This window comes from Streptomyces sp. GB4-14 (assembly GCF_022696125.1).
Lineage (GTDB): Bacteria > Actinomycetota > Actinomycetes > Streptomycetales > Streptomycetaceae > Streptomyces > Streptomyces werraensis.
The window spans coordinates 5,290,008-5,309,932 of record NZ_RZHO01000002.1 but is presented as its reverse complement, the minus strand read 5'-3'; the positions used below and the strand labels follow the sequence as shown (position 1 = coordinate 5,309,932).

General features: G+C 73.2%; 16 protein-coding genes. 3 read left to right on the top strand and 13 right to left on the bottom strand.

Translation table 11 applies throughout. The features are described from left to right. Positions 1-248 precede the first annotated feature (248 nt). From ald to ELQ39_RS25425, 4 genes are all read right to left on the bottom strand, one after another. The gene (gene ald / locus ELQ39_RS25440) at positions 249-1,373 is read right to left on the bottom strand and encodes an alanine dehydrogenase (RefSeq protein WP_190003994.1); all 1,125 of its coding nucleotides are present in this window, start codon (positions 1,371-1,373) and stop codon (positions 249-251) included. A gap of 135 nt (positions 1,374-1,508) precedes the next feature. Further along, on the bottom strand, positions 1,509-3,566 hold the full coding sequence (locus ELQ39_RS25435; protein WP_242594142.1) for a tetratricopeptide repeat protein: 2,058 nt from the start codon (positions 3,564-3,566) through the stop codon (positions 1,509-1,511). A gap of 185 nt (positions 3,567-3,751) precedes the next feature. After that, positions 3,752-4,378 carry an NUDIX domain-containing protein gene (locus ELQ39_RS25430; RefSeq protein WP_225629292.1) on the bottom strand — a complete coding sequence of 209 codons (627 nt, stop codon included), beginning with the start codon at positions 4,376-4,378 and terminating at the stop codon, positions 3,752-3,754. A gap of 107 nt (positions 4,379-4,485) precedes the next feature. Then, the gene (locus ELQ39_RS25425) at positions 4,486-6,135 is read right to left on the bottom strand and encodes a CTP synthase (RefSeq protein ID WP_190003991.1); all 1,650 of its coding nucleotides are present in this window, start codon (positions 6,133-6,135) and stop codon (positions 4,486-4,488) included. 462 nt (positions 6,136-6,597) lie between these two features. On the opposite strand from ELQ39_RS25425, the gene ELQ39_RS25420 reads away from it, so the two are divergent. Together ELQ39_RS25420 and ELQ39_RS25415 are read left to right on the top strand one after the other, a co-directional pair. Then, positions 6,598-8,400: a glycoside hydrolase family 15 protein gene (locus tag ELQ39_RS25420; RefSeq protein WP_190004309.1), complete on the top strand. Its 1,803-nt coding sequence runs from the start codon at positions 6,598-6,600 to the stop codon at positions 8,398-8,400. A 108-nt stretch (positions 8,401-8,508) separates the two neighbouring features. After that, the gene (locus ELQ39_RS25415) at positions 8,509-10,140 is read left to right on the top strand and encodes a PucR family transcriptional regulator (protein WP_242594141.1); all 1,632 of its coding nucleotides are present in this window, start codon (positions 8,509-8,511) and stop codon (positions 10,138-10,140) included. A 34-nt stretch (positions 10,141-10,174) separates the two neighbouring features. On the opposite strand, the gene ELQ39_RS25410 is transcribed toward ELQ39_RS25415, so the two are convergent. The 5 genes from ELQ39_RS25410 to ELQ39_RS25390 all read right to left on the bottom strand — a co-directional run bounded on the left by ELQ39_RS25410 (position 10,175) and on the right by ELQ39_RS25390 (position 15,460). Next, complete coding sequence (locus tag ELQ39_RS25410) at positions 10,175-11,314, bottom strand: glycosyltransferase family 4 protein (protein WP_190003989.1); 1,140 nt, start codon at positions 11,312-11,314, stop codon at positions 10,175-10,177. Between the two features lie 207 nt (positions 11,315-11,521). Continuing rightward, positions 11,522-13,240, bottom strand: a complete 1,719-nt coding sequence (recN, locus tag ELQ39_RS25405; protein ID WP_242595656.1) for a DNA repair protein RecN — start codon at positions 13,238-13,240, stop codon at positions 11,522-11,524. 138 nt (positions 13,241-13,378) lie between these two features. Next, the gene (locus ELQ39_RS25400) at positions 13,379-14,284 is read right to left on the bottom strand and encodes an NAD kinase (RefSeq protein WP_190003988.1); all 906 of its coding nucleotides are present in this window, start codon (positions 14,282-14,284) and stop codon (positions 13,379-13,381) included. After that, the gene (locus tag ELQ39_RS25395) at positions 14,281-15,096 is read right to left on the bottom strand and encodes a TlyA family RNA methyltransferase (protein ID WP_242594139.1); all 816 of its coding nucleotides are present in this window, start codon (positions 15,094-15,096) and stop codon (positions 14,281-14,283) included. The genes ELQ39_RS25400 and ELQ39_RS25395 overlap by 4 nt, the downstream gene beginning before the upstream one ends. Positions 15,097-15,103: 7 nt before the next feature. Beyond that, positions 15,104-15,460 (bottom strand): hypothetical protein, encoded by a 357-nt coding sequence (locus ELQ39_RS25390; RefSeq protein ID WP_225629288.1) that lies wholly within the window; start codon positions 15,458-15,460, stop codon positions 15,104-15,106. 42 nt (positions 15,461-15,502) lie between these two features. Between ELQ39_RS25390 and ELQ39_RS25385 the strand changes: the two genes are divergently transcribed. Beyond that, entirely contained in the window at positions 15,503-15,850 is a 348-nt protein-coding gene (locus ELQ39_RS25385) for a sterol-binding protein (RefSeq protein WP_225629287.1), read from the top strand. Positions 15,851-15,854: 4 nt separating this feature from the next. Here ELQ39_RS25385 and ELQ39_RS25380 read toward each other — a convergent pair whose 3' ends face one another. The 4 genes from ELQ39_RS25380 to ELQ39_RS25365 are packed head-to-tail and all read right to left on the bottom strand — an operon-like array spanning position 15,855 to position 19,879. Further along, the gene (locus tag ELQ39_RS25380) at positions 15,855-16,721 is read right to left on the bottom strand and encodes an ABC transporter ATP-binding protein (RefSeq protein ID WP_242594137.1); all 867 of its coding nucleotides are present in this window, start codon (positions 16,719-16,721) and stop codon (positions 15,855-15,857) included. Beyond that, positions 16,718-17,755, bottom strand: a complete 1,038-nt coding sequence (locus ELQ39_RS25375) for a FecCD family ABC transporter permease (RefSeq protein WP_242594135.1) — start codon at positions 17,753-17,755, stop codon at positions 16,718-16,720. The genes ELQ39_RS25380 and ELQ39_RS25375 overlap by 4 nt, the downstream gene beginning before the upstream one ends. Continuing rightward, positions 17,752-18,795: a FecCD family ABC transporter permease gene (locus ELQ39_RS25370; RefSeq protein WP_242594133.1), complete on the bottom strand. Its 1,044-nt coding sequence runs from the start codon at positions 18,793-18,795 to the stop codon at positions 17,752-17,754. Before ELQ39_RS25370 ends, ELQ39_RS25375 begins: the two co-directional genes overlap by 4 nt. 55 nt (positions 18,796-18,850) lie before the next feature. Next, on the bottom strand, positions 18,851-19,879 hold the full coding sequence (locus ELQ39_RS25365; protein ID WP_242594131.1) for an HAD hydrolase-like protein: 1,029 nt from the start codon (positions 19,877-19,879) through the stop codon (positions 18,851-18,853). Between the last annotated feature and the right edge of the window lie 46 nt (positions 19,880-19,925).

Genomic DNA, 19,925 nt, shown 5'->3' with positions numbered 1-19,925 from the left:
CGATGTGTCGGTAATGAAACACCCCTCTGTCAAGGGCGTACAGCCGTCGCACGGCAGGATTCACGGGTGTACGAATCGGTAGAACGGTTACGTTCGAGGCGAGTTGCCCCTGAACCAGGACGTGACCATACACACATCCGGCCGGACCTTGGCACGCAAGGTCCGGCCTGGTGCGAGGCGTTGACGCCCCGAGTTGACGTATCGCCTTTGCGGGTCCGTGACTTGGTCGACTTAACGCCGTGCGCGGATCAGCCGAGCAGCGAGGCGAGCTCCACGTGCTCGAGGCCGTGCGCCTCGGCGACCTCCTTGTAAACGACCTTGCCGTCATGGGTGTTGAGACCCTTGGCGAGCGCCGGGTCGCGGCGCAGCGCCTCCACCCAGCCACGGTCGGCGAGTTCGACGATGTACGGCAGCGTGGCGTTGGTGAGCGCGTAGGTCGAGGTGTTGGGCACCGCGCCGGGCATGTTGGCGACGCAGTAGAAGACCGACTCGTGGACCTTGAAGGTCGGCTCGGCGTGCGTGGTCGGACGGGAGTCCTCGAAGCAGCCGCCCTGGTCGATCGCGATGTCGACAAGGACACTTCCGGCCTTCATCCGGGAGACCAGCTCGTTGCTGACCAGCTTCGGCGCCTTGGCGCCCGGCACCAGCACGGCGCCGATCACGAGGTCGGCCTCCAGGCAGGCCTTCTCCAGCTCGAAGGAGTTGGAGACGACGGTCTGGATGCGCGTGCCGAAGACCTTGTCGGCCTCCTTGAGCTTGTTGATGTCCTTGTCGAGCAGGGTCACGTGGAAGCCCATGCCGATGGCGATCTGCGCGGCATTCCAGCCGGAGACTCCGGCGCCGATGACGACCGCGCGGCCGGCCAGCACGCCGGGGACGCCGCCGGGCAGCACTCCGCGGCCGCCGTGGGCGCGCATCAGGTGGTAGGCGCCGACCTGGGTGGAGAGCCGGCCCGCGACCTCGGACATCGGGGCGAGCAGCGGCAGCGCCCGGCCGGGCAGCTCGACGGTCTCGTAGGCGATGGCGGTGGTGCCGGACTCCAGCAGGGCGTCGGTGCACTCCTTGGACGCGGCCAGGTGCAGGTAGGTGAAGAGCGTCTGGTCCTTGCGCAGGCGGTGGTACTCCTCCGCGACCGGCTCCTTGACCTTGAGCAGCAGGTCGGCGGCGGCCCAGACCTCGTCGGCGGTGTCCAGGATCTGACCGCCCGCGGCGATGTACTCGCCGTCCGGGATCGAGGAGCCGACACCGGCGCCGCGCTCGATGACGACCTGATGGCCGTGGCGCACGAGCTCGTGCACGCCGGCGGGGGTGATGGCCACCCGGAACTCGTTGTTCTTGACCTCGCGGGGGATGCCGACCTTCACGTCGATCACGGTCCTTGGCTCAGAAGGTATGGGATATCACTACACATACCCGGGCACGCACGGGCACACCGGGAGAGACCGCAGGAGATGGTGCGGCAGAGCCAGTCTAATGAAGGTGTTCCCGCTGTCTAGCCTTCCATTGCATCAATCTTCAGCGGAAGCGGTACGGATTTCGCAGGCGTTAGCTCCATGTTCCGGCTCGGAGTCGCCCTCGGGGGCCTCCTCGGCCAGCATGCGCCCGGCCGTGCTCCGGTGCAGCGCGGCCGACGCGGGGTCGCCGAGACGCTCGTACGAGTCCGCCAGCCGCAGGTGCAGCGCGGCCTGCAGCCGGGTGTCCTCGGCCCGCCGCGCCCACTCCACGGCCTCACGGCAGGTGCGCAGCGACTCCTCCAGCCGTCCCGCGTACTCCTGCACCCGGCCCAGTTCGCTCAGCGCCCGCGCCTGCGCGGCCACGTCCCCGTCCCTGCGGTGCCCGGCGACGGCCGCGCGCCAGTTGCGCATCGCCTCGCCGTAGCGGCCCGCGTAGGTGTGGGCGGCGCCGATGCGGCCGTGGAGCCGGGCGGCCTCGGACCGCTCGTCGCGGGCGAGGCGCTCGACGAGGGCGCGGCCGAACCAGTCCGCCGCCCGGTCGTAGTCCCCCAGCTCCAGGTGCGCGCCGCCTACGGATTCCATCGCGCGCCCGGTGGCGTAGGGGTCGTTCGCCTCGCGTCCGGCGTCCAGCGCGGCCCGGTAGCGCGCCAGCGCCTCCGTGGTGCGGCCGGTGCGGGCGTCGAGGTCGCCGAGGTTGAGCAGGGCGGCGGCCCGCTCGCGGGGCAGGTCGCGGCGCTCGGCGACGTCGAGGACGAGGTTGTGGATGTCGTAGAGGTCGCTCGCGGCGGCGCGGGTGCCGAAGTGGGCGACCATGGCCCGCACCAGCTGGGACATCAGCCGCCGGGCGAGGGTGTCCAGCTCCCCGTCGGCGACCGCGAGCCGGGCGGCGGCCAGCAGGGCCGGCCGGCGCAGGCGCAGCCAGTCGGCGGCGGCGCGGGGCGTGGGGAAACGCAGGGGGCGCGGCAGAGCGAGGACCTTCTGGCGGGCCTCGGGGCTGTCGGTCTCGGTGATGGCCCGGCAGGACTGGAGCAGCCGTACGGTGCGCTCCAGCATGCGGGCGCGGGCGAGCTGGAGCTCGGCGGGCCGCTCGTGGTCCTCGGCGAGCCGGAGCAGCTCGCGGTGCAGGCAGCCGGGCACCCGGTACTGCGGCAGGGAGGAGACGACCGAGTGCAGCAGGCCGTGGGCGGCGAAGTCGTCGAGGGTGGTGTGCGCGGCCTCCACCGAGCAGCCGGTGAGCGCGGCGGCGGTGTGCGGGTCGGCGAGGCCGGCCGGGGCGAGGGCGAGCAGGCGCAGGGTGCGGGCGGCGGTCTGCGGCAGCGCGTCGTGCACCAGCCGCAGCAGCCGGGCGGTCACGGATCCGGCGCCGGGGTCCGTGTGCAGTTGCTTGGCCAGGTCGGCGACGGCGGCCTTGGGGCGTGCGGCGAGCCAGCCGCCGGCCAGCACCAGCGCGGCGGGCTGCCCCTGGCACTGCTCGGCGAGGCGTTCGGCCGCCCGTGGGTCGACGGTGATGCGCACCGAGCCGGTGAACCGGGACAGCAGCTCCACCCCTGACTTGGTGTCGAGGCCGCCGAGGGTGCAGGGGCGGACGTCGGCGATGCCGGTGAGCGGGCCGGAGGAGACGGCGACGGCCAGGCACTCGGGGTTGTCCGGGAGCAGGGCGTCGACCTGCTCGGCATCGGCGGCGTCGTCGAGCAGGAGCACCACGCGGCGCTCGGCGAGGGCGGTGCGCAGCGCCTCGCCGAGCTGGTCCTCGGGGGCGCCGGCGGGGGCGGGCTCGCCGAGCGCGTCGAGCAGGTCGCGGGCGGCGCGCCCGACGGGCACGGGGGTGCCGTCGGGCTCGCTCAGCCGGGTGCGCAGGACGCCGCCCGGATAGTCGGCGGCGACCTGGCGGACGAGCTCCTCGGCGAGCGCCGAGCGGCCGGACCCGGGGCGTCCCGCGATGAGCAGGACGCGGGCGCGGGGGGCCTTGCGGCCGGAGAGGGTGTCGAGCCCGGCGCGCTCGATGTCGGCGCGCAGCTCCTTCAGCTCCCTGGTTCGGCCCAGGAATCGACCTTCCGGGTGGGCGCCCTGAGGGAGCCGCACGCCGTTCGGGTCCACCGCCTGATCCGTCACGGGCCACACTCCCGTCCCACCGCACGCGCAAGCCCGCCGGGTCTCCGTACGGGCGTTTTCCAGAGCCTAGTTCACGCTCTGCGACGTGCCGTGAGAAGCGCGGCGCGGTGGGCGAGACTCCCTCGATCGGATCAACAGATCGTAGGATTCACCCCCGGGGGCCGTCCGTTACGGACCGTACGGCGTCACGCCTCGAACGGCCGGGCCGGCCACGGCGCCTCCGCCGGACGCAGCGCGTCCAGACCGTCGCCGGAACGGGCGGCGACCAGTGACAGCACGCCCACCACCAGGCAGTTGTTGTGCAGGTCACCGGCGAGCACCCCGCGCACCAGCTCGTCGACGGGGACCCGGGCCAGCTCCATGTCGGCCTCCTCGTCCTCCACCGCGAACCGGTCGCCCTCGGCCTCGGACAGCCCCCGTGCCAGAAAGATCCGCACGGCCTCGTCGCAGCCGCCGGGCGTGGTGTACACGTCGGCCAGCACCCGCCAGTCCTCCGCCTTGACGTGCGCCTCCTCGTACAGCTCGCGCTGGGCGGCGTGCAGCGGGTTCTCGCCGGGCACGTCGAGCAGGCCGGCCGGGATCTCCCACAGCTTCTGGCGCACCGGGTGCCGGTACTGGCGCAGCACCACGGCCCGGTCCGCGTCGTCGAGGGCCAGGACGGCCACGGACCCCGGGTGGACCTGGTAGTCGCGGTGGACCACGGCGCCCCCGGGCATGACGACCTCGTCGGTGCGCACGGAGGTCTTCTTGCCGACGAAGGGGGTCTGCGTCCCGCGGATCTCCCACTCCTCCGGGGTGTCCTTGATCGTCATGCCTGTCCTTCCGAACCGATGCGGTGGTACCCGGCCTGCCCGCCAAAAGCCGGCCGGGGCGCGAACCGTTGAAGATTCGCACCCCGGCAACCGTACAACTGGGCGTGCTACTGCGAGATCTTCCGCTCCACCGCGGCCTTCACCAGCCCGGCGAAGAGCGGGTGCGGACGGGTCGGACGCGACCGGAGCTCCGGGTGCGCCTGGGTGGCGACCAGGTACGGGTGGACGTCCCGCGGGTACTCGACGTACTCGACGAGCTTGCCGTCGGGCGAGGTCCCGGAGAACACCAGGCCCGCCTTCTTCTCCAGCTCCGCGCGGTAGGCGTTGTTCACCTCGTAGCGGTGCCGGTGGCGCTCCTCGACGTACTCCTTGCCGTCGTAGACCTCGCGGACGATGGAGCCCTCGGCCAGCTTGGCCGGGTACATGCCGAGCCGCATGGTGCCGCCCATGTCGCCCTCGCCGGCCACGATGTCGAGCTGCTCCGCCATGGTGGAGATCACCGGGTGGGCGGTGGCCGGGTCGAACTCGGTGGAGTTGGCGTCGGAGATGTCCGCCAGGTTCCGCGCGGCCTCGATCACGATGCACTGCAGGCCCAGGCACAGACCCAGCAGCGGGATCCTGTTCTCGCGGGCGTACTTGATCGCGCCGACCTTGCCGAGCACGCCGCGGTCGCCGAAGCCGCCGGGGATGCAGATGCCGTCGACGTCGCCGAGCTGCGCCTGGGCGCCGGCCGGGGTCTTGCAGTCGTCGGACGTGACCCACTTGATCTTGACGCGGGCCTTGTTGGCGAAGCCGCCCGCACGCAGCGCCTCGGTCACCGACAGGTAGGCGTCCGGCAGGTCGATGTACTTGCCGACCAGGGCCAGGGTGATCTCGTGGTCGGGGTTGTGCACCCGGTCCAGCAGGTCGTCCCAGGTGGTCCAGTCCACGTCGCGGAACGGCAGGTCCAGCTTGCGGACCACGTAGGCGTCCAGGCCCTCGCCGTGCACGGTCTTCGGGATGTCGTAGATCGAGCGGGCGTCGGGGCAGGCCACGACGGCGGCCTCGTCCACGTCGCACATCAGCGAGATCTTCCGCTTGATGGCGGTGGGGACCTCGCGGTCGCAGCGCAGCACGATCGCGTCGGGCTGGATGCCGATGTTGCGCAGCGCCGCCACCGAATGCTGGGTCGGCTTGGTCTTCAGCTCACCGGAGGGGCCGATATAGGGAAGGAGAGAGATGTGGACCACGAACACGTTGTCGCGGCCGACCTCGTGCCGCACCTGGCGGACCGTCTCCAGGAACGGCAGCGACTCGATGTCGCCGACCGTGCCGCCGACCTCCGTGATCACGACGTCGACCTCGTCGGTCGCCATGCGCCGGATGCGGTGCTTGATCTCGTTGGTGATGTGCGGGATGACCTGGACGGTGTCGCCCAGGTACTCGCCGCGCCGCTCCTTGGCGATCACCGTGGAGTAGACCTGGCCGGTGGTGACGTTCGCGGAGCCGTCGAGGTCGCGGTCGAGGAAGCGCTCGTAGTGGCCGATGTCCAGGTCGGTCTCGGCGCCGTCGTTGGTGACGAACACCTCACCGTGCTGGAAGGGGTTCATCGTGCCCGGGTCGACGTTGAGGTACGGGTCGAGCTTCTGCATCACGACGCGCAGACCGCGGGCCTTGAGCAGCATGCCGAGGCTGGAGGCGGTCAGCCCCTTGCCGAGCGAGGAGGCGACACCCCCGGTGACGAAGATGTGCTTGGTCGTCGTTGATTTGGGCGGCATGGCCAAGAGGGGGCTCCCGTGGTCGCGGTCTGTGGGTGCGGTTCCGGGGTTTCTCGCCCACCGGTCCACGGGCTACCAGCGTATCAGCGCCGCGGCGGAACGGCTGACGGCCACGCTCCGCGCACGGGGGGCCACGCAGCATGTATCCCACACGGGATCCTCACCCGGGGCTCACTCGTTCGGCGGAGCCGCGTTGCCGCGAGCGGCACACAGATCATCTACGTGCGTCGTATCCTGCTCGGACACTCGCTGCCGAGCCCGGCCGGCCGAACGGCACCACCCCCGCCCGTAAGTTCCGGAACAACGTGAGCTCGTCAGTTCGTTGAGCAAAGATTGGCGTTTTGCACGTAGGGCCGAGCGACTGCTTTGCTTCACAGCTCAACGACGCATTGCAATACCCCCCTTGACCGCACTAGCGACAGCCCCTCGCGGGGTGACGTGGCCGTTCGACTGGAGATGCACGTGGCCGGGCGCATCGAAGACTACGCACTCATCGGAGACATGCAGACCGCGGCGCTGGTCTGCCGGGACGGCACGGTCGACTGGCTGTGCCTGCCGCGCTTCGACTCGCACGCCATCTTCGCCGGGCTGCTGGGGACCGAGGAACACGGATTCTGGCGGCTGGGCCCCGCGCACGCCGACGACGCGGAACCGCCCGCGGCGACCCGGCGGTACTACCGGGGCGACTCCCTGATCCTGGAATCCGAGTGGGACACCCGGCGCGGCACGGTCCGCGTGACGGATTTCATGCCCCCGCGTGACGGCGCCCCGCAGCTCATCCGCATCGTGGAAGGCGTCTCGGGCCGGGTCCCCATGCGCTCGGCGCTGCGGATGCGCTTCTCCTACGGCCGGGTGGTGCCGTGGGTGCACCGGCACGAGGGCCGTACGGTCGCCGTCGCCGGCCCGGACTCCGTGTGGTTCGACACCACCGCCGAGACCTACGGCGAGGACCTGACCACGTACTCGGACTTCACCGTGGCGCCCGGCGAGCGGGTGGCGTTCACCATCTCCTGGGAGCCCTCGCACAAACAGCCCCCGGCGCTGCCCGAGCCCGAGCAGTCCCTGGAGGCCACGGAGGACTTCTGGCGCGAGTGGGTCGAGCACTGTACGTACCACGGTCCGTACCGCGAGGCCGTGATCCGTTCCCTGATCACGCTGAAGGCCCTCACCTACGCGCCGACCGGCGGCATCGTCGCCGCGCCGACCACCTCGCTGCCCGAGGACATCGGCGGCGTGCGCAACTGGGACTACCGCTACACCTGGCTCCGTGACGCGGCGATCACCCTGTCCTCGCTGCTGCGCACCGGCTACCGCGAGGAGGCCCGCGCCTGGCGTGAGTGGCTGCTGCGCGCGGTCGCCGGCGACCCGGAGAACCTGCAGATCATGTACGGCATCGCCGGGGAACGCGAGCTCGGCGAGGCGGAGCTGGACTGGCTGCCCGGCTACGAGGCCTCCGCCCCGGTCCGGGTCGGCAACGGCGCGGCCCATCAGCTCCAGCTCGACGTGTACGGCGAGGTCACCGAGGCCCTCCACCTGGCCCACATGACCGGCCTGGCGCGCAACGACTACGCCTCGCTGCTCCAGCTCAAGCTGATCCGCTACCTGGAGAAGCACTGGCAGGAGCCGGACGAGGGCATCTGGGAGGTGCGCGGTCCGCGCCGCCACTTCGTGCACTCCAAGGTGATGGCCTGGGTGGCCGTCGACCGCACGATCAAGCTGATCGAGTCCGGCGACGCCGACGGCCCGCTGGAGGAGTGGAAGCAGCTCCGCGACGACATCCACCGCGACGTGTGCGAGAAGGGCTACGACAAGGAGCGCAACACCTTCACCCAGTCCTACGGCTCCAAGGAGCTGGACGCGGCCCTGCTGCTGATCCCCCAGGTGGGCTTCCTGCCGCCGGACGACAAGCGGGTGATCGGCACCGTGGAGGCGATCCAGCGTGAGCTGTCCACCTCCGACGGGTTCATCCTGCGCTACCCGACCGAGGGCATGGACGAGGGCGTCGACGGCCTGCCCGGCGACGAGGGCGCGTTCCTCGCCTGCTCGTTCTGGATGGCCGACGACCTGGCCATGATCGGCCGGGTGGACGAGGCGCGGAAGCTGTTCGAGAAGCTGCTGGCGCTGCGCAACGACCTCGGGCTGCTGGCGGAGGAGTGGGACCCGCGCCTGAAGCGCCAGGTCGGCAACTTCCCGCAGGCGTTCAGCCACGTGCCGCTCATCGACACGGCCCTGCGCCTGACGGCGTCGGGGGCGTACGGGGGCTGACGGCGACGCCCCGCGCCCCGCCCGCCGGCCGGTCCGGAGGCGGGGCGCGGGCGTGTTCGCGCAGGCCGGACGTGTGACGGGGACACGCCCCCGGGTACCGTCCGCTGCATGAGCACCGCCGGCACTCCCCCGCCCACAGGCATCACCGTGCAGCGCGCCCTGGAGCTGCCCGGGCTGCGCAGCGGCCTCCCCGAGGTCGTCGCCTGCGCGGACCGGCTGGGGCGCACGGTGCGCTGGGTGCACGCGGGTGAGGTGCCCAACATCGCCTCCCTGCTCAAGGGCGGCGAGCTGCTGCTGACCACCGGCTACGGGCTGGGTACGCGCCCGGCCGACCAGCGGGCGTTCGTGCGCACGCTGGCCGACCGGGGCATCGCGGCCCTGGTGGTCGAGCTCGGCCCGCGCTTCACCCGGCTGCCCGCCGCCCTGGTGGACGCGGCCCGCTCCGCCGGGCTGCCGCTGGTGCAGCTCCACCGCGAGGTGCCGTTCGTCACGGTCACCGAGGAGATCCACACCGAGATCGTCAACGGGCACTACGCGCTGCTCCAGCGCGCGGAGGAGGTGCACCGGCGCTGCACGGAGGCGCTGCTGGGCGGCGGGGGCGTGCCGCAGGTGCTGGAGATCCTCGCCGGGTTCACCGGCAACCCCGTGTTCCTGGAGACCACCGACGGCCGGCTGCTGTACGCGGCCGGCGAGGGCCCCGAGCGTGCGGACCCGCTCCAGGTGTGGGAGGGGCTGCGCGAGCGGCAGCGCGACGACCCGCCGGCCGGCACGGTCCTCGTGGACGTGCCCGGCGGGGGGCCCGGCAGCGGAGGCGTCCGGGCGCGGCTGGTGCTGCTGCCGGTGCGCAGCGCGCCGGAGCCGGTGCACCGGATGGCGGCCGAACGGGCGGCGGGCATCATCGCCCTGGTGCTGATGCAGGCCCGCCAGGAGGAGGAACTGGCGGCGCGCGGCCGCGGCGACTTCCTCACCGACCTCGCCGAGGGCCGGATCGGGGCCGCGGACGCTCCCGCGCAGGCCCGGGTGCTGGGCTTCAAGCCGGGAGGGGGGCCGCTGCTGCCGGTGGTCATGCGGCTCGGCGACACGCTGTCCCCGCAGGGCGGCGGCTGGGCGGTCCTGGCCCGCGCGGTGGGCGAGGAACTGTCGTCGCTCGGTGTGCCGGTGCTGCTCGGTGTGCGGCCGGTCGAGGGGCGGGTGCCGCTGCTGCTCGCACTGCGCGCGGAGTCGGAGCGGCCGTCCGTCGCGGACCGGGTGGCGGCCGCGCTGCGCGCCGGGGTGGAGCGCGCGGGCATGCTGCGTCCTGGCGGGCGGCCGCCCGTGGTGGTGGTCGGTCCGGCCGGCGACTGGGCGGCGGTGCCGACGGGACTGCGGCACGCGGTGGAGACGGCTACGGCCGCGCAGGGACTGCCGGAGCGGCCCTGGTACGACGCCCGGCGGCTGGACATCGACCTGCTGCTGTGGCGGCTGCGCGACCATCCGGACCTGGCGGACTTCGTGCAGCGGGCGATCGGCCCGGTGCTGGACCACGACCGCCGCTCGCGGCCGGCGCTGCTGCCGACCCTGGAGACGTATCTGGCGCACGCCGGACGCAAGGCGGAGACCGCGCGGGAGCTGCACCTGAACCGGCAGACGCTGTACAACCGGCTCGCCCGCATCGGGGAGCTGCTGGGCGCCGACCTCGACGACCCGCAGACGGTGCTGACGTTGAGCCTGGCCCTGCGGGCGCGGCGTCACGTGCCCTGAGCGCGCCTGCGGACGGCCCCCGCGGACAGCGCGGTCAGGCCAGCGGCCGGGGCTGGGTCAGCTCGTCGTAGACGCTGAGCACCTGGGCGACCGTCTGGTCCTCGGTCGGCCACGTCGCCGCCTGCCGTACACCCCGCCGCACGAGCGTCTCCCGGTGCTCCGGATCCTCGAGGAGCCGGGTCACGGCGTCGGCGAGCGCCCGCGCGTTGCCGTGCGGCACGAGTTCGGCCGCGTCGCCGACGAGTTCGGGGACGGAGCCCACCCGGGTCGCGACGAGCGGCACGCGCGCGTGCAGCGCCTCCTGGGCGAACGCCGACCGCGCCTCCTCCCTGCGGCTGGGCAGCACGGCGACGTCGGCCGCGGCGAGCAGGTCGAAGGCGTCCTCACGGCGGCCCACGAGCCGCACCGGCAGGTCCTGCGCCTCGACGGCGCGCCGCAGTTCGCCGTGCAGCGGCCCCTCCCCCGCGATCACCACGAGCGGCACCGGGTCGAGGCGCTGCCAGGCGTGCGCGGCGTCGACCAGGACGTCGAGGCCGCGGTGCCGTTCCAGGGAGCCGACGGCGACGATCAACGGGCGGTCCACGGCGCCGAGTTCGGCCCGGACCTTGGGTGTGCGCCGCTCGGCCTCCTCGGACGCCGGCGCGCTGCGGGGCCCGGGCAGGGAGACCGCGGCGAGCCGGGCGTCACGCGCCCCGCTGCGGCGGGCCCGGTCCACCAGCGCGGAGGTCGTGCCCAGCACCACGCCGGCCGCGCGGACGACCCGCCGCTCCAGCACGCGCAGGAAGTGGGCGCGGGGGCCTTCGGCGTGTGCCCGGTCGTGCCAGGTGACGACGAAGGGCGTGTCGCGTCCGCTGAGCGCCAGGGACGTGCGGAACGAGGCGTGCAGGCCGTGCGCGTGCACCAGGTCGGCGCCCGAGCAGGCGGCGCGCAGCGCGGCCACCGACCCCGGGTCGCTGCTGCGGGGCACATGGACGTGCTCCGCGCCGACGCCGGTGAAGCCGTAGGCGCGGTCCGTCTCTTCGGGGGCGCACACCGTGACCCGCACGCCCCGTGCCACGAGACCGGCGGCCAGCGAGCGGACGTGCGCGCCGCTGGCGGCGTTGCCGCCGCCCAGCACCTGCACGGTGCGCAGCGGCGACTGGCCGTGCGGTGCGTGGCTGCTCACGGGGGTCACGTGGCCGGGCTCCTGGTTCGGGTCGGGCGGTCACGACGAACGTACCGAAGGATCCCGCCGAGGGGTGGCCCGCGCGGCGTCCTCCGCGTACACCGTCAAGCATGCCAGCACGCACGGCAGTTCCGGGAAACGCGCGGGCGTACGCCGGGGTCCACATCGGACGGCACATCACCCGTAAGGATGACGGAACGTCACCGTCCGGCAAGGTCAGGCGTCCGCCCGCGCCGTCGCCAGCAACTCCTCCGCGTGCGCCCGTGCCGTCTCGGAGTCCTCCTGGCCGGCCAGCATCCGCGACAACTCCCGTACCCGGTCCTCGCCTTCGAGCACCTTCACGCCGGACCGGGTGACCGAGCCGTCGTCGGTCTTCTCCACCAGCAGTTGCCGGTCGGCGAACGCGGCCACCTGCGGCAGGTGTGTGACGACGACGACCTGCGCCTTCTTCGCCAGCCGGGCAAGACGCCGCCCGATCTCCACCGCCGCCTTGCCGCCGACGCCGGCGTCCACCTCGTCGAAGAGATACGTCGGCACCGGGTCGGTTCCGGCGAAGACGACCTCCACGGCCAGCATCACGCGCGACAGTTCACCTCCGGAGGCACCCTTGGCTATCGGGCGGGGCGGCGCCCCGGGATGCGGGGCGAGCAGCAGCTCGACCTCGTCCACGCCCGAGGGTCCGTACGCCACCGTGCGCCCGTTCACCTCGACGCCGTCGGGGTCCTCGGTCTGCCGGATGTCGAACGACACGCGCGCGTGGGGCATGGCGAGCGACGCCAGCTCCTCCGTCACGGCCGCCGCGAACCGCTCCGCCGCCTCCGCCCGCGCCTCCGACAGCTCCTGCGCGAGCGCGCCCAGTTCGGAGCGGAGCGCGTCACGCTCGGCGGTCAGCTCGCCGATCCGCTCGTCGTCGCCCTCCAGCTCGCCGAGGCGCGCGGCGCTGCGCTCCGCCCAGGCCAGCACCTCGGCGACGTCCTCTCCGTACTTGCGGGTCAGCGCGGTCAGTGCCGCCCGACGCTCCTCGACCGCCGCGAGCCGCAGCGGGTCCGCGTCCAGGTCGTCGGCGTAACCGGCCAGCTCGCCCGCGACGTCACGCAGCAGGATGCCGATCTCGCCGATACGGTCGGTCAGCGCGGCCAGCGCCGGGTCATGGGCCCGTACGGCCTCCAGCGCCCGCTGGGCGCCCGCGACGAGCGTCCCGGCGTCCACGCCCTCCGGGTCCTCCGGGTTGCCCGCCAGCGCGGCGTGCGCGACGGCGGCGGCCGACGCGAGCGCCTCGGCGTGCCCGAGCCGCTCGGCCTCCTCGGCCAGTTCCGTGTCCTCGCCTGCGCGCGGCTCGACGGCGGCGATCTCCTCCAGCCCGAAGCGCAGCAGGTCGGCCTCCTGGGCCCGCTCCCGCGCACGGGTGGTGATCTCCTCCAGCTCCGCGGTGACCGCCCGCAGCCGCTTGTACGCCTCCGCGTACTTGCCGAGCGGCACGGCGACCGCGTACCCGGCGTACCGGTCGAGCGCCTGGCGCTGCCGGGACAGCTTCAGCAGGCCCTGCTGGTCGCTCTGCCCGTGCACGGCCACCAGGTCGTCGGCGAGCTCCGCGAGCAGCCCCACGGGCACGCTCCGGCCGCCCAGGTGCGCCCGCGACCGTCCCTCCGCCGAGACGGTACGGCTGACCAGCAGCGTCCCCTCGTCGAGCTCGGCCCCCGCCTCCTCGGCGCGTACGACGGCCGGCGAGCCCTCGGGCACGGCGATCCGTCCCTCGACCACGGCGTTGCGCGCGCCGATCCGCACCAGGGCCGCATCCGCCCGTCCACCCAGCAGCAGGCCCAGGCTGGTGACCACCATGGTCTTGCCCGCACCCGTCTCACCGGTGACGGCGGTGAAGCCGGGCGACAGCTCCACCACAGCGTCGTCGATGACACCGAGCGACCGTATCCGCATCTCCTCTAGCACGACACCGACCTTACGAGGTCCACGCTGCGGGATGCGACCGCCCCGCCCATGTCACCCACGGGAGTGGACACACCCCAAGGGGCGCGGGGCCGTATCGACATACGGCCCGCCGTGTGGGCGCGACGGCTACTGCGGCGCCCCCCGCCACCCCGACACCGGCAACGCGAACTTCGCGACCAGCCGGTCGGTGAAGGAGGCGTGGTGCAGGCGGGCCAGCCTGACCGGCACAGCCCCCCTCCGGACCTCCACCCGGGCCCCCGCGGGCAACTCGACCGTCCGCCGCCCGTCGCACCACAGCACCCCCGGCGGCACGTGCGGCAGCACCTCCACCGCCAGCACCGAGTCCGGCGACGTCACCAGCGGCTTGGCGAACAACGCGTGCGCGCTGATCGGCACCATCAGCAGCGCCTCGACCTCCGGCCACACCACGGGCCCGCCGGCGGAGAACGCGTACGCGGTGGACCCGGTCGGGGTCGCGCACACGATGCCGTCGCAGCCGAACCCGGTCACCGGCCGGCCGTCGATCTCGAGAACGACCTCCAGCATCCGCTCCGCGGACACCTTCTGCACGGCCGCCTCGTTCAGCGCCCAGTCGGTGTGCACGATGTCGCCGTTGCGGTGCACGACGACGTCGACGGTCATCCGCTCCTCGACCTCGTACGCCCGGCTCACCACGCGGTCGACGACCTTCTCCAGGTCGTCCCGCTCGGCCTCGGCGAGGAAGCCCACGCTGCCGAGGTTGACGCCGAGCATCGGCACCCCGGAGGCGCGGGCGAACTCGGCGCCGCGCAGCAGCGTGCCGTCACCGCCGAGGACGATCAGCAGCTCGCAGTCGTCCAGGCACTGAGGGGTGGCCTCCTTGACCGTCTCCACGTCGTCCGGGAGCGGCAGGTCGCGGGCCTCCTCCTCCAGCACCCGCACCCCCAGCCCCGAGCGCAGCAGGCCCTTGACCACGAGCTCGGCGCTGCGGATGGCCGCGGCCCGCCCCGTGTGGGCCAGCAGGAAAACAGTACGAGCACGGTTCTGTGTCAACGCGGCCCCTCCGCCACAGCACGGTCAACATCGGCCGGGTCCAGTTCCGGTGCCCCGGCCCGCAGCCACAGGAAGTATTCGACATTCCCGGAGGGCCCGGGCAGCGGGCTCGCCGTCACGCCCTTCACCCCGAGCCCCAGCTCCCAGGCGCTGGCGGCCACCCCCCGGACGGCCTCGGCGCGCAGCTGCGGACTGCGCACGACACCGCCGCTGCCCAGCCGCTCCTTGCCCACCTCGAACTGCGGTTTGACCATCATCACCAGATCGGCGTCCGGCGTCACGCACCGCCTCAGAGCGGGCAGCACCAGTCCGAGCGGGATGAAGGACAGATCCCCCACGACAAGATCCACTGGTTTCCCATCGATGACCTCGAGCGTCAACTCCCGTACGTTCGTACGGTCTTTGACGGTCACCCGTTCATCCTGCCGGAGGGACCACGCGAGTTGTCCGTATCCGACGTCCACCGCGACCACGTGGGCGGCGCCCGCCCGCAGCAGCACGTCGGTGAAACCGCCGGTGGAGGCGCCCGCGTCGAGCGCCCGCCGTCCCTTCACGACCAGCCCCCGCGGCACGAAGGCGTCCAGCGCCCCGGCCAGTTTGTGGCCCCCGCGCGAGACGTAGTCGGGGTCGCCGGCGTCCTCGGCGACCACGATCGCGGCCGCGGTCTCCACCTGGGTGGCGGGCTTGGTCGCCACCGTCCTGCCCACGCTGACCCGCCCGGCGGCGATCAGCTGGCCGGCGTGCTCGCGCGAGCGCGCCAGCTTGCGGCGGACCAGCTCCGCGTCGAGACGGCGGCGTGCGACTCCTGCCACGTTCGGTTCAGCTCCTGTGTACGTGTGCCGACTGGGACGGGTGCCCCGGCGTGCCCCGGTGCGGAGCGGCGGGTGAGGGACCCGGGCGGGCGTCGAGCGCGGTGAGCGCGTCGCGCAGCCCCCGGTGTACATCCTCGTACACCTCGAGGTGGCCGTCGGTGGTGAGGTGATCGGCGTCGGCCAGCCGCTCCACGTGGGCGTCGACCTCGGCGTTCCCGGTCGGGGTGCGCGGCACGCCCAGCGGTGCGGGTCCGGCGGGCCCGTCGTCGTACGGGGGCTGCGGCGCGGGCTGCTCCGGCGGCCCGTCCTGCGGGGCCCCGGCGTCCGGCTCCGTGTCCGCCGCCTGCGGCACTGCGTCGTTCATGCCCCGACGCTACCGCGAACGGCTGGGGTACCGTCGTGCGCGATGGCCACGATCGAGGAGTGCCGTGCGGCACTCGACAAGCTTTCGGACAGCATGGGCGGCACCGAGGGCGACGTCCGCGCGGCGGCGTCGATGGAGCGGTCGGTCAGCTGCCACGTCACGGACCTGGACGTGACCTTCGCGGGCCGCCTCACCGGCGGCCGGATCGAGGTGCGGGAGACCCACCCCGGCCCGCCGCGCGAGAAGGCGCAGATACGGCTCGCCATGACGGGCGACGACCTGGTGGCCCTGGTCGGCGGGGAGCTTCACTTCGCGCGGGCGTGGACCTCGGGGCGGGTGCGGCTGGAGGCGGGACTGCGCGACCTCTTCCAGCTGCGGAAGCTCCTCTGACGCCTCAGACCTTCGTGGCCTCCCTCTTCTCGGCCTCCGCCTTGGAGCGGGACGCCCGCGCGGCGGGCACGACCAGCGGGGTGCCCGTCTCGGGGTCGTCGATGACCTGGCAGCGCAGTCCGAACACCTGCTCCACCAGCTCGGCGGTGACGATGTCCTTCGGCGCGCCCTGGGCGATGACCCGGCCCTCGCGCAGGGCGATGAGGTGGGTGGCGTAGCGGGCGGCGTGGTTGAGGTCGTGCAGGACGGCGACGAGGGTGCGGCCCTGCTCCTCGTGCAGGTCGGCACAGAGGTCGAGGACGTCGATCTGGTGCTGGATGTCCAGGTAGGTGGTCGGCTCGTCGAGCAGCAGCAACGGCGTCTCCTGGGCCAGCGCCATGGCGATCCAGACGCGCTGCCGCTGCCCTCCGGACAGCTCGTCGACGTAGCGCTCGGCGAGGTCGGCGACGCCGGTGCGGGCCATCGACTCCCGCACGACCCGCTCGTCCTCGGCAGACCACTGGCGCAGCAGGCTCTGGTGCGGGTAGCGGCCGCGCGCGACGAGGTCGCCGACGGTGATGCCGTCGGGGGCGATGGACGACTGGGGCAGCAGGCCGAGGGTGCGGGCGACCTTCTTGGCGGGCAGGGAGTGGATGGCCTGCCCGTCGAGCAGTACCCGCCCCTCGGCGGGCTTGAGCATGCGGGACAGGGCGCGCAGCAGGGTGGACTTGCCGCAGGCGTTCGGGCCGACGACGACGGTGAAGGAGTGGTCCGGGATCTCCACCGACAGCTGTTCGGCGATGACCCGCTGGTCGTAGGCCAGGGTGACGTTCTCGGCGGAGAGACGGTTCACGGTGCTCCTTCGGGTGTTCTTGTTCTCGGCGCCGTTCATATCCGGCCCGCCCTGCGCTCGGTGACCAGCAGCCACAGCAGGTAGACGCCGCCCAGGACGCCGGTGACCACGCCCACGGGCAGCTGCTCGGCGCCGAACGCCCGCTGCGAAAGGAAGTCGGCGAGGACCAGCAGTGCGGCCCCCATGCACATGGAGGCGACCAGGTTCGGGCCCGGCGACCGGGTGAGGCGCCGGGCGAGCTGCGGCGCGGTGAGCGCGACGAAGCTGACGGGTCCCGCGGCGGCGGTCGCGGACGCCGTGAGCAGCACGGCGGACAGCATCAGCACCAGCCGCAGCCGCTCGACGCGCACCCCGAGGGCATGGGAGATGTCGTCGCCCATCTCCGTCATGCGCAGGGCCCGGGAGTTGGCGAGGACCACGGGGACGAGGACGGCGCACAGCGCGAGCAGCGGCCACACCTGGTCCCAGTCCCGTCCGTCGAGGGACCCGGTCATCCAGACGACCGCGCGGGCGGCGTCGACGATGTCGGACTTGGTGAGCAGATAGCCGTTGACGGCGGTGACGACGGCGGAGACGCCGATCCCGACCAGCACCAGCCGGTAGCCGTGCACGCCCCGCTTCCAGGCGAGGACGTAGATGGCGGTGCCGGTGATCAGGCCGCCGGCGAGCGCGCCGAGGGCCACCTGGTTGGCGGTGCCGGAGAACAGCACGATGACGGTGAGCGCCCCGGCCGTGGCGCCCTGGCCGAGGCCCAGGATGTCGGGGCTGCCCAGCGGGTTGCGGGAGATGGACTGGAACAGGGCGCCGCCGATCCCGAGGGAGGCGCCGACCAGCAGCCCGACCAGCACTCGCGGCAGCCGCAGCTCGGTGACGATGAACTCCTGCCCCTCGTCGCCCTGACCGACGAGAGTGGTCAGCACGTCGGAGGCGGACATCGGGAAGTCGCCGGTGCCGATGAGCAGCACGCTCGCGCCGAGCGCCAGCAGCATCAGCAGCACGACGACGGTGAAGGCACGCACGTCCAGCCGGACCGAGAGGCCGCCGGGGACGCGCACCGCACGGTTGGTCTTCACAGCTGGGCCGTCCTCCGCCGTCGTACGAGAAGAATGAACACCGGGCCGCCGATGATCGCGGTGACGATGCCCACCTGGAGTTCGGCGGGCCGGGCCACGATCCGGCCGAGCACGTCCGCGCCGAGCAGCAGCACCGGCGACAGGACCGCCGCGTACGGCAGGATCCAGCGCTGGTCGGGCCCGGTGAAGGAGCGCACCACGTGCGGCACCATCAGGCCGACGAAGACGATCGGACCGCACGCGGCGGTGGCGGCGCCGCTCAGCATCGTCGCGACGAGCATGGACAGCGCGCGGGTGCGGTTGAGGTCGGCGCCGAGGGCCTTGGCGGTGTCGTCGCCCATGGCCATGGCGTTCAGCGGCCGCGCGAGCAGCAGCGCCAGCAGGCTGCCGGCGACCAGGAACGGCACGACCTGCATGACGGCCTCGTCGCTGCCGGAGCCGAGCGAGCCGACCGTCCAGAAGCGCATCCGGCCGAGGGCGGCGTCGTCGAGGATCATCACGGCCTGGAGATAGCCGTAGAGCGCGGCGCTGATGGCCGTGCCGGCGAGCACCAGCCGTACGGGGGTGGCGCCCCGGCGCCCGCCGAGGAACCACACGACGGCGCCGACGGCGGCCGCCCCGAAGAACGCGAACCACACATATCCCGACAGGGAGGTGACGCCGAAGAAGGTGATGGCGGTGACGACCGCGGCGGAGGCGCCCGCGTTCAGGCCGAGGAGTCCCGGGTCGGCCAGCGGGTTGCGGGTCAGCGCCTGCAGCACGGCCCCGGCGAGACCGAGGGCGGCGCCGGCGAGCAGGCCCAGCAGGGTGCGGGACAGCCTGTCGGACACCACGGTGTCGGCGTAGGTGCCCGACGCGTCGAACAGTCCGTGCCACACCTGCCCGAGGGACAGTTCCTTCGCGCCGACCGCGATGCTCGCCAGCGCGACGAGCACCAGGACCGCGAGGGACACGAGCAGACCGGCCGCGCGTATCGCCCGGCGGCCGGGGGGCGCGGAGGCGGTCTCCGCGCGCTGTTCGGGGGGACTCTCGACCAACACCCGGTTAGGTTAGCCTATCCTCCGAATCGATCAAGATCCGGTGACCGGCGGACCGTCAGAGCCCCAGCCGCGCCAGCGCCTTCCCGGCGTCCAGCCCGCACGCCTCCTCGCCCGCCGCCGTCCAGGCCGCCGCGCACAGCGCCCGCAGCCCGTCCACCGGAGCGCCGTCCCCGTCCAGCTCCAGCCGTCCGGCGCCGGCCGCCGCCGTCCACCCGCCGCACCGGAAGGCGCCGCCGTCCTCGACGACCTCGGGCTGTCCGGTCAACAGCCCCCGCAGATCCGCGTCCACGTACGTCGGCCGGTGCTGCGGCGGCGCCGCGATCACCTGCGCGCCGTCCGTCACCCCGGTGAGCACCAGCAGCGAGTCCACCCCGCCGTTGAACGCGCCCTCGATGTCCGTGTCCAGCCGGTCCCCCACCACCAGCGGCCGCTCCGCGCCCGTACGCAGGATCGTCTCCCGGTGCATCGGCGGCAGCGGCTTGCCCGCCACCTGCGGCTCGGCTCCGGTGGCGATCCGCACGACCTCCACGGCCGCGCCGTTGCCGGGCGCGATGCCCCGGCCGCTGGGGATCGTCAGGTCGGTGTTGGACGCGAACCACGGCACCCCGCGCGCGACGGCGTAGCACGCCTCGGCGAAACGGCCCCACGCCAGCTCCGGGCCGCCGTACCCCTGCACGACCGCCGCCGGGTCGTCGTCCGCCGACTCCACCGGCACCAGACCGCGCTCGCACAGCGCCACCCGCAGGCCCTCGCCGCCCACGACGAGCACTCGGGAGCCCTGCGGCACCTGGTCGGCGATGAGCCGCGCCACCGCCTGCGCGGAGGTGATGACGTCACCGGCCTCGGCCGGTATGCCCAGCTCGGTCAGGTGAGCGGCGACGGCGTCGGGCGTGCGCAGCGCGTTGTTGGTGACGTAGGCGAGACGCATGCCGCCGTCGCGCGCCACGGCGAGGGACGGCACCGCGTGCTCGATGGCCTCACCGCCCGCGTACACCACTCCGTCGAGGTCGAGCAGCGCCGTGTCGTACGCCTCGTTCAGGGCCTGCCCACTGCCCTCGGGCCTCGTCCTGACGCTCCGGCTCATTCCGCATCGCTCCTCGTTCGACGGCTTTCCCCCGATCATCCCCCAT

Bases quoted from the DNA above. Each gene is read 5' to 3' on its own strand.
- ELQ39_RS25430 (WP_225629292.1), bottom strand. From the start codon at position 4,378: ATGACGATCAAGGACACCCCGGAGGAGTGGGAGATCCGCGGGACGCAG.
- ELQ39_RS25380 (WP_242594137.1), bottom strand. From the start codon at position 16,721: ATGAACGGCGCCGAGAACAAGAACACCCGAAGGAGCACCGTGAACCGT.
- ELQ39_RS25425 (WP_190003991.1), bottom strand. From the start codon at position 6,135: ATGCCGCCCAAATCAACGACGACCAAGCACATCTTCGTCACCGGGGGT.
- ELQ39_RS25415 (WP_242594141.1), top strand. From the start codon at position 8,509: ATGAGCACCGCCGGCACTCCCCCGCCCACAGGCATCACCGTGCAGCGC.
- ELQ39_RS25390 (WP_225629288.1), bottom strand. From the start codon at position 15,460: ATGAACGACGCAGTGCCGCAGGCGGCGGACACGGAGCCGGACGCCGGG.
- ELQ39_RS25365 (WP_242594131.1), bottom strand. From the start codon at position 19,879: ATGAGCCGGAGCGTCAGGACGAGGCCCGAGGGCAGTGGGCAGGCCCTG.
- recN (WP_242595656.1), bottom strand. From the start codon at position 13,240: ATGCGGATACGGTCGCTCGGTGTCATCGACGACGCTGTGGTGGAGCTG.
- ELQ39_RS25385 (WP_225629287.1), top strand. From the start codon at position 15,503: ATGGCCACGATCGAGGAGTGCCGTGCGGCACTCGACAAGCTTTCGGAC.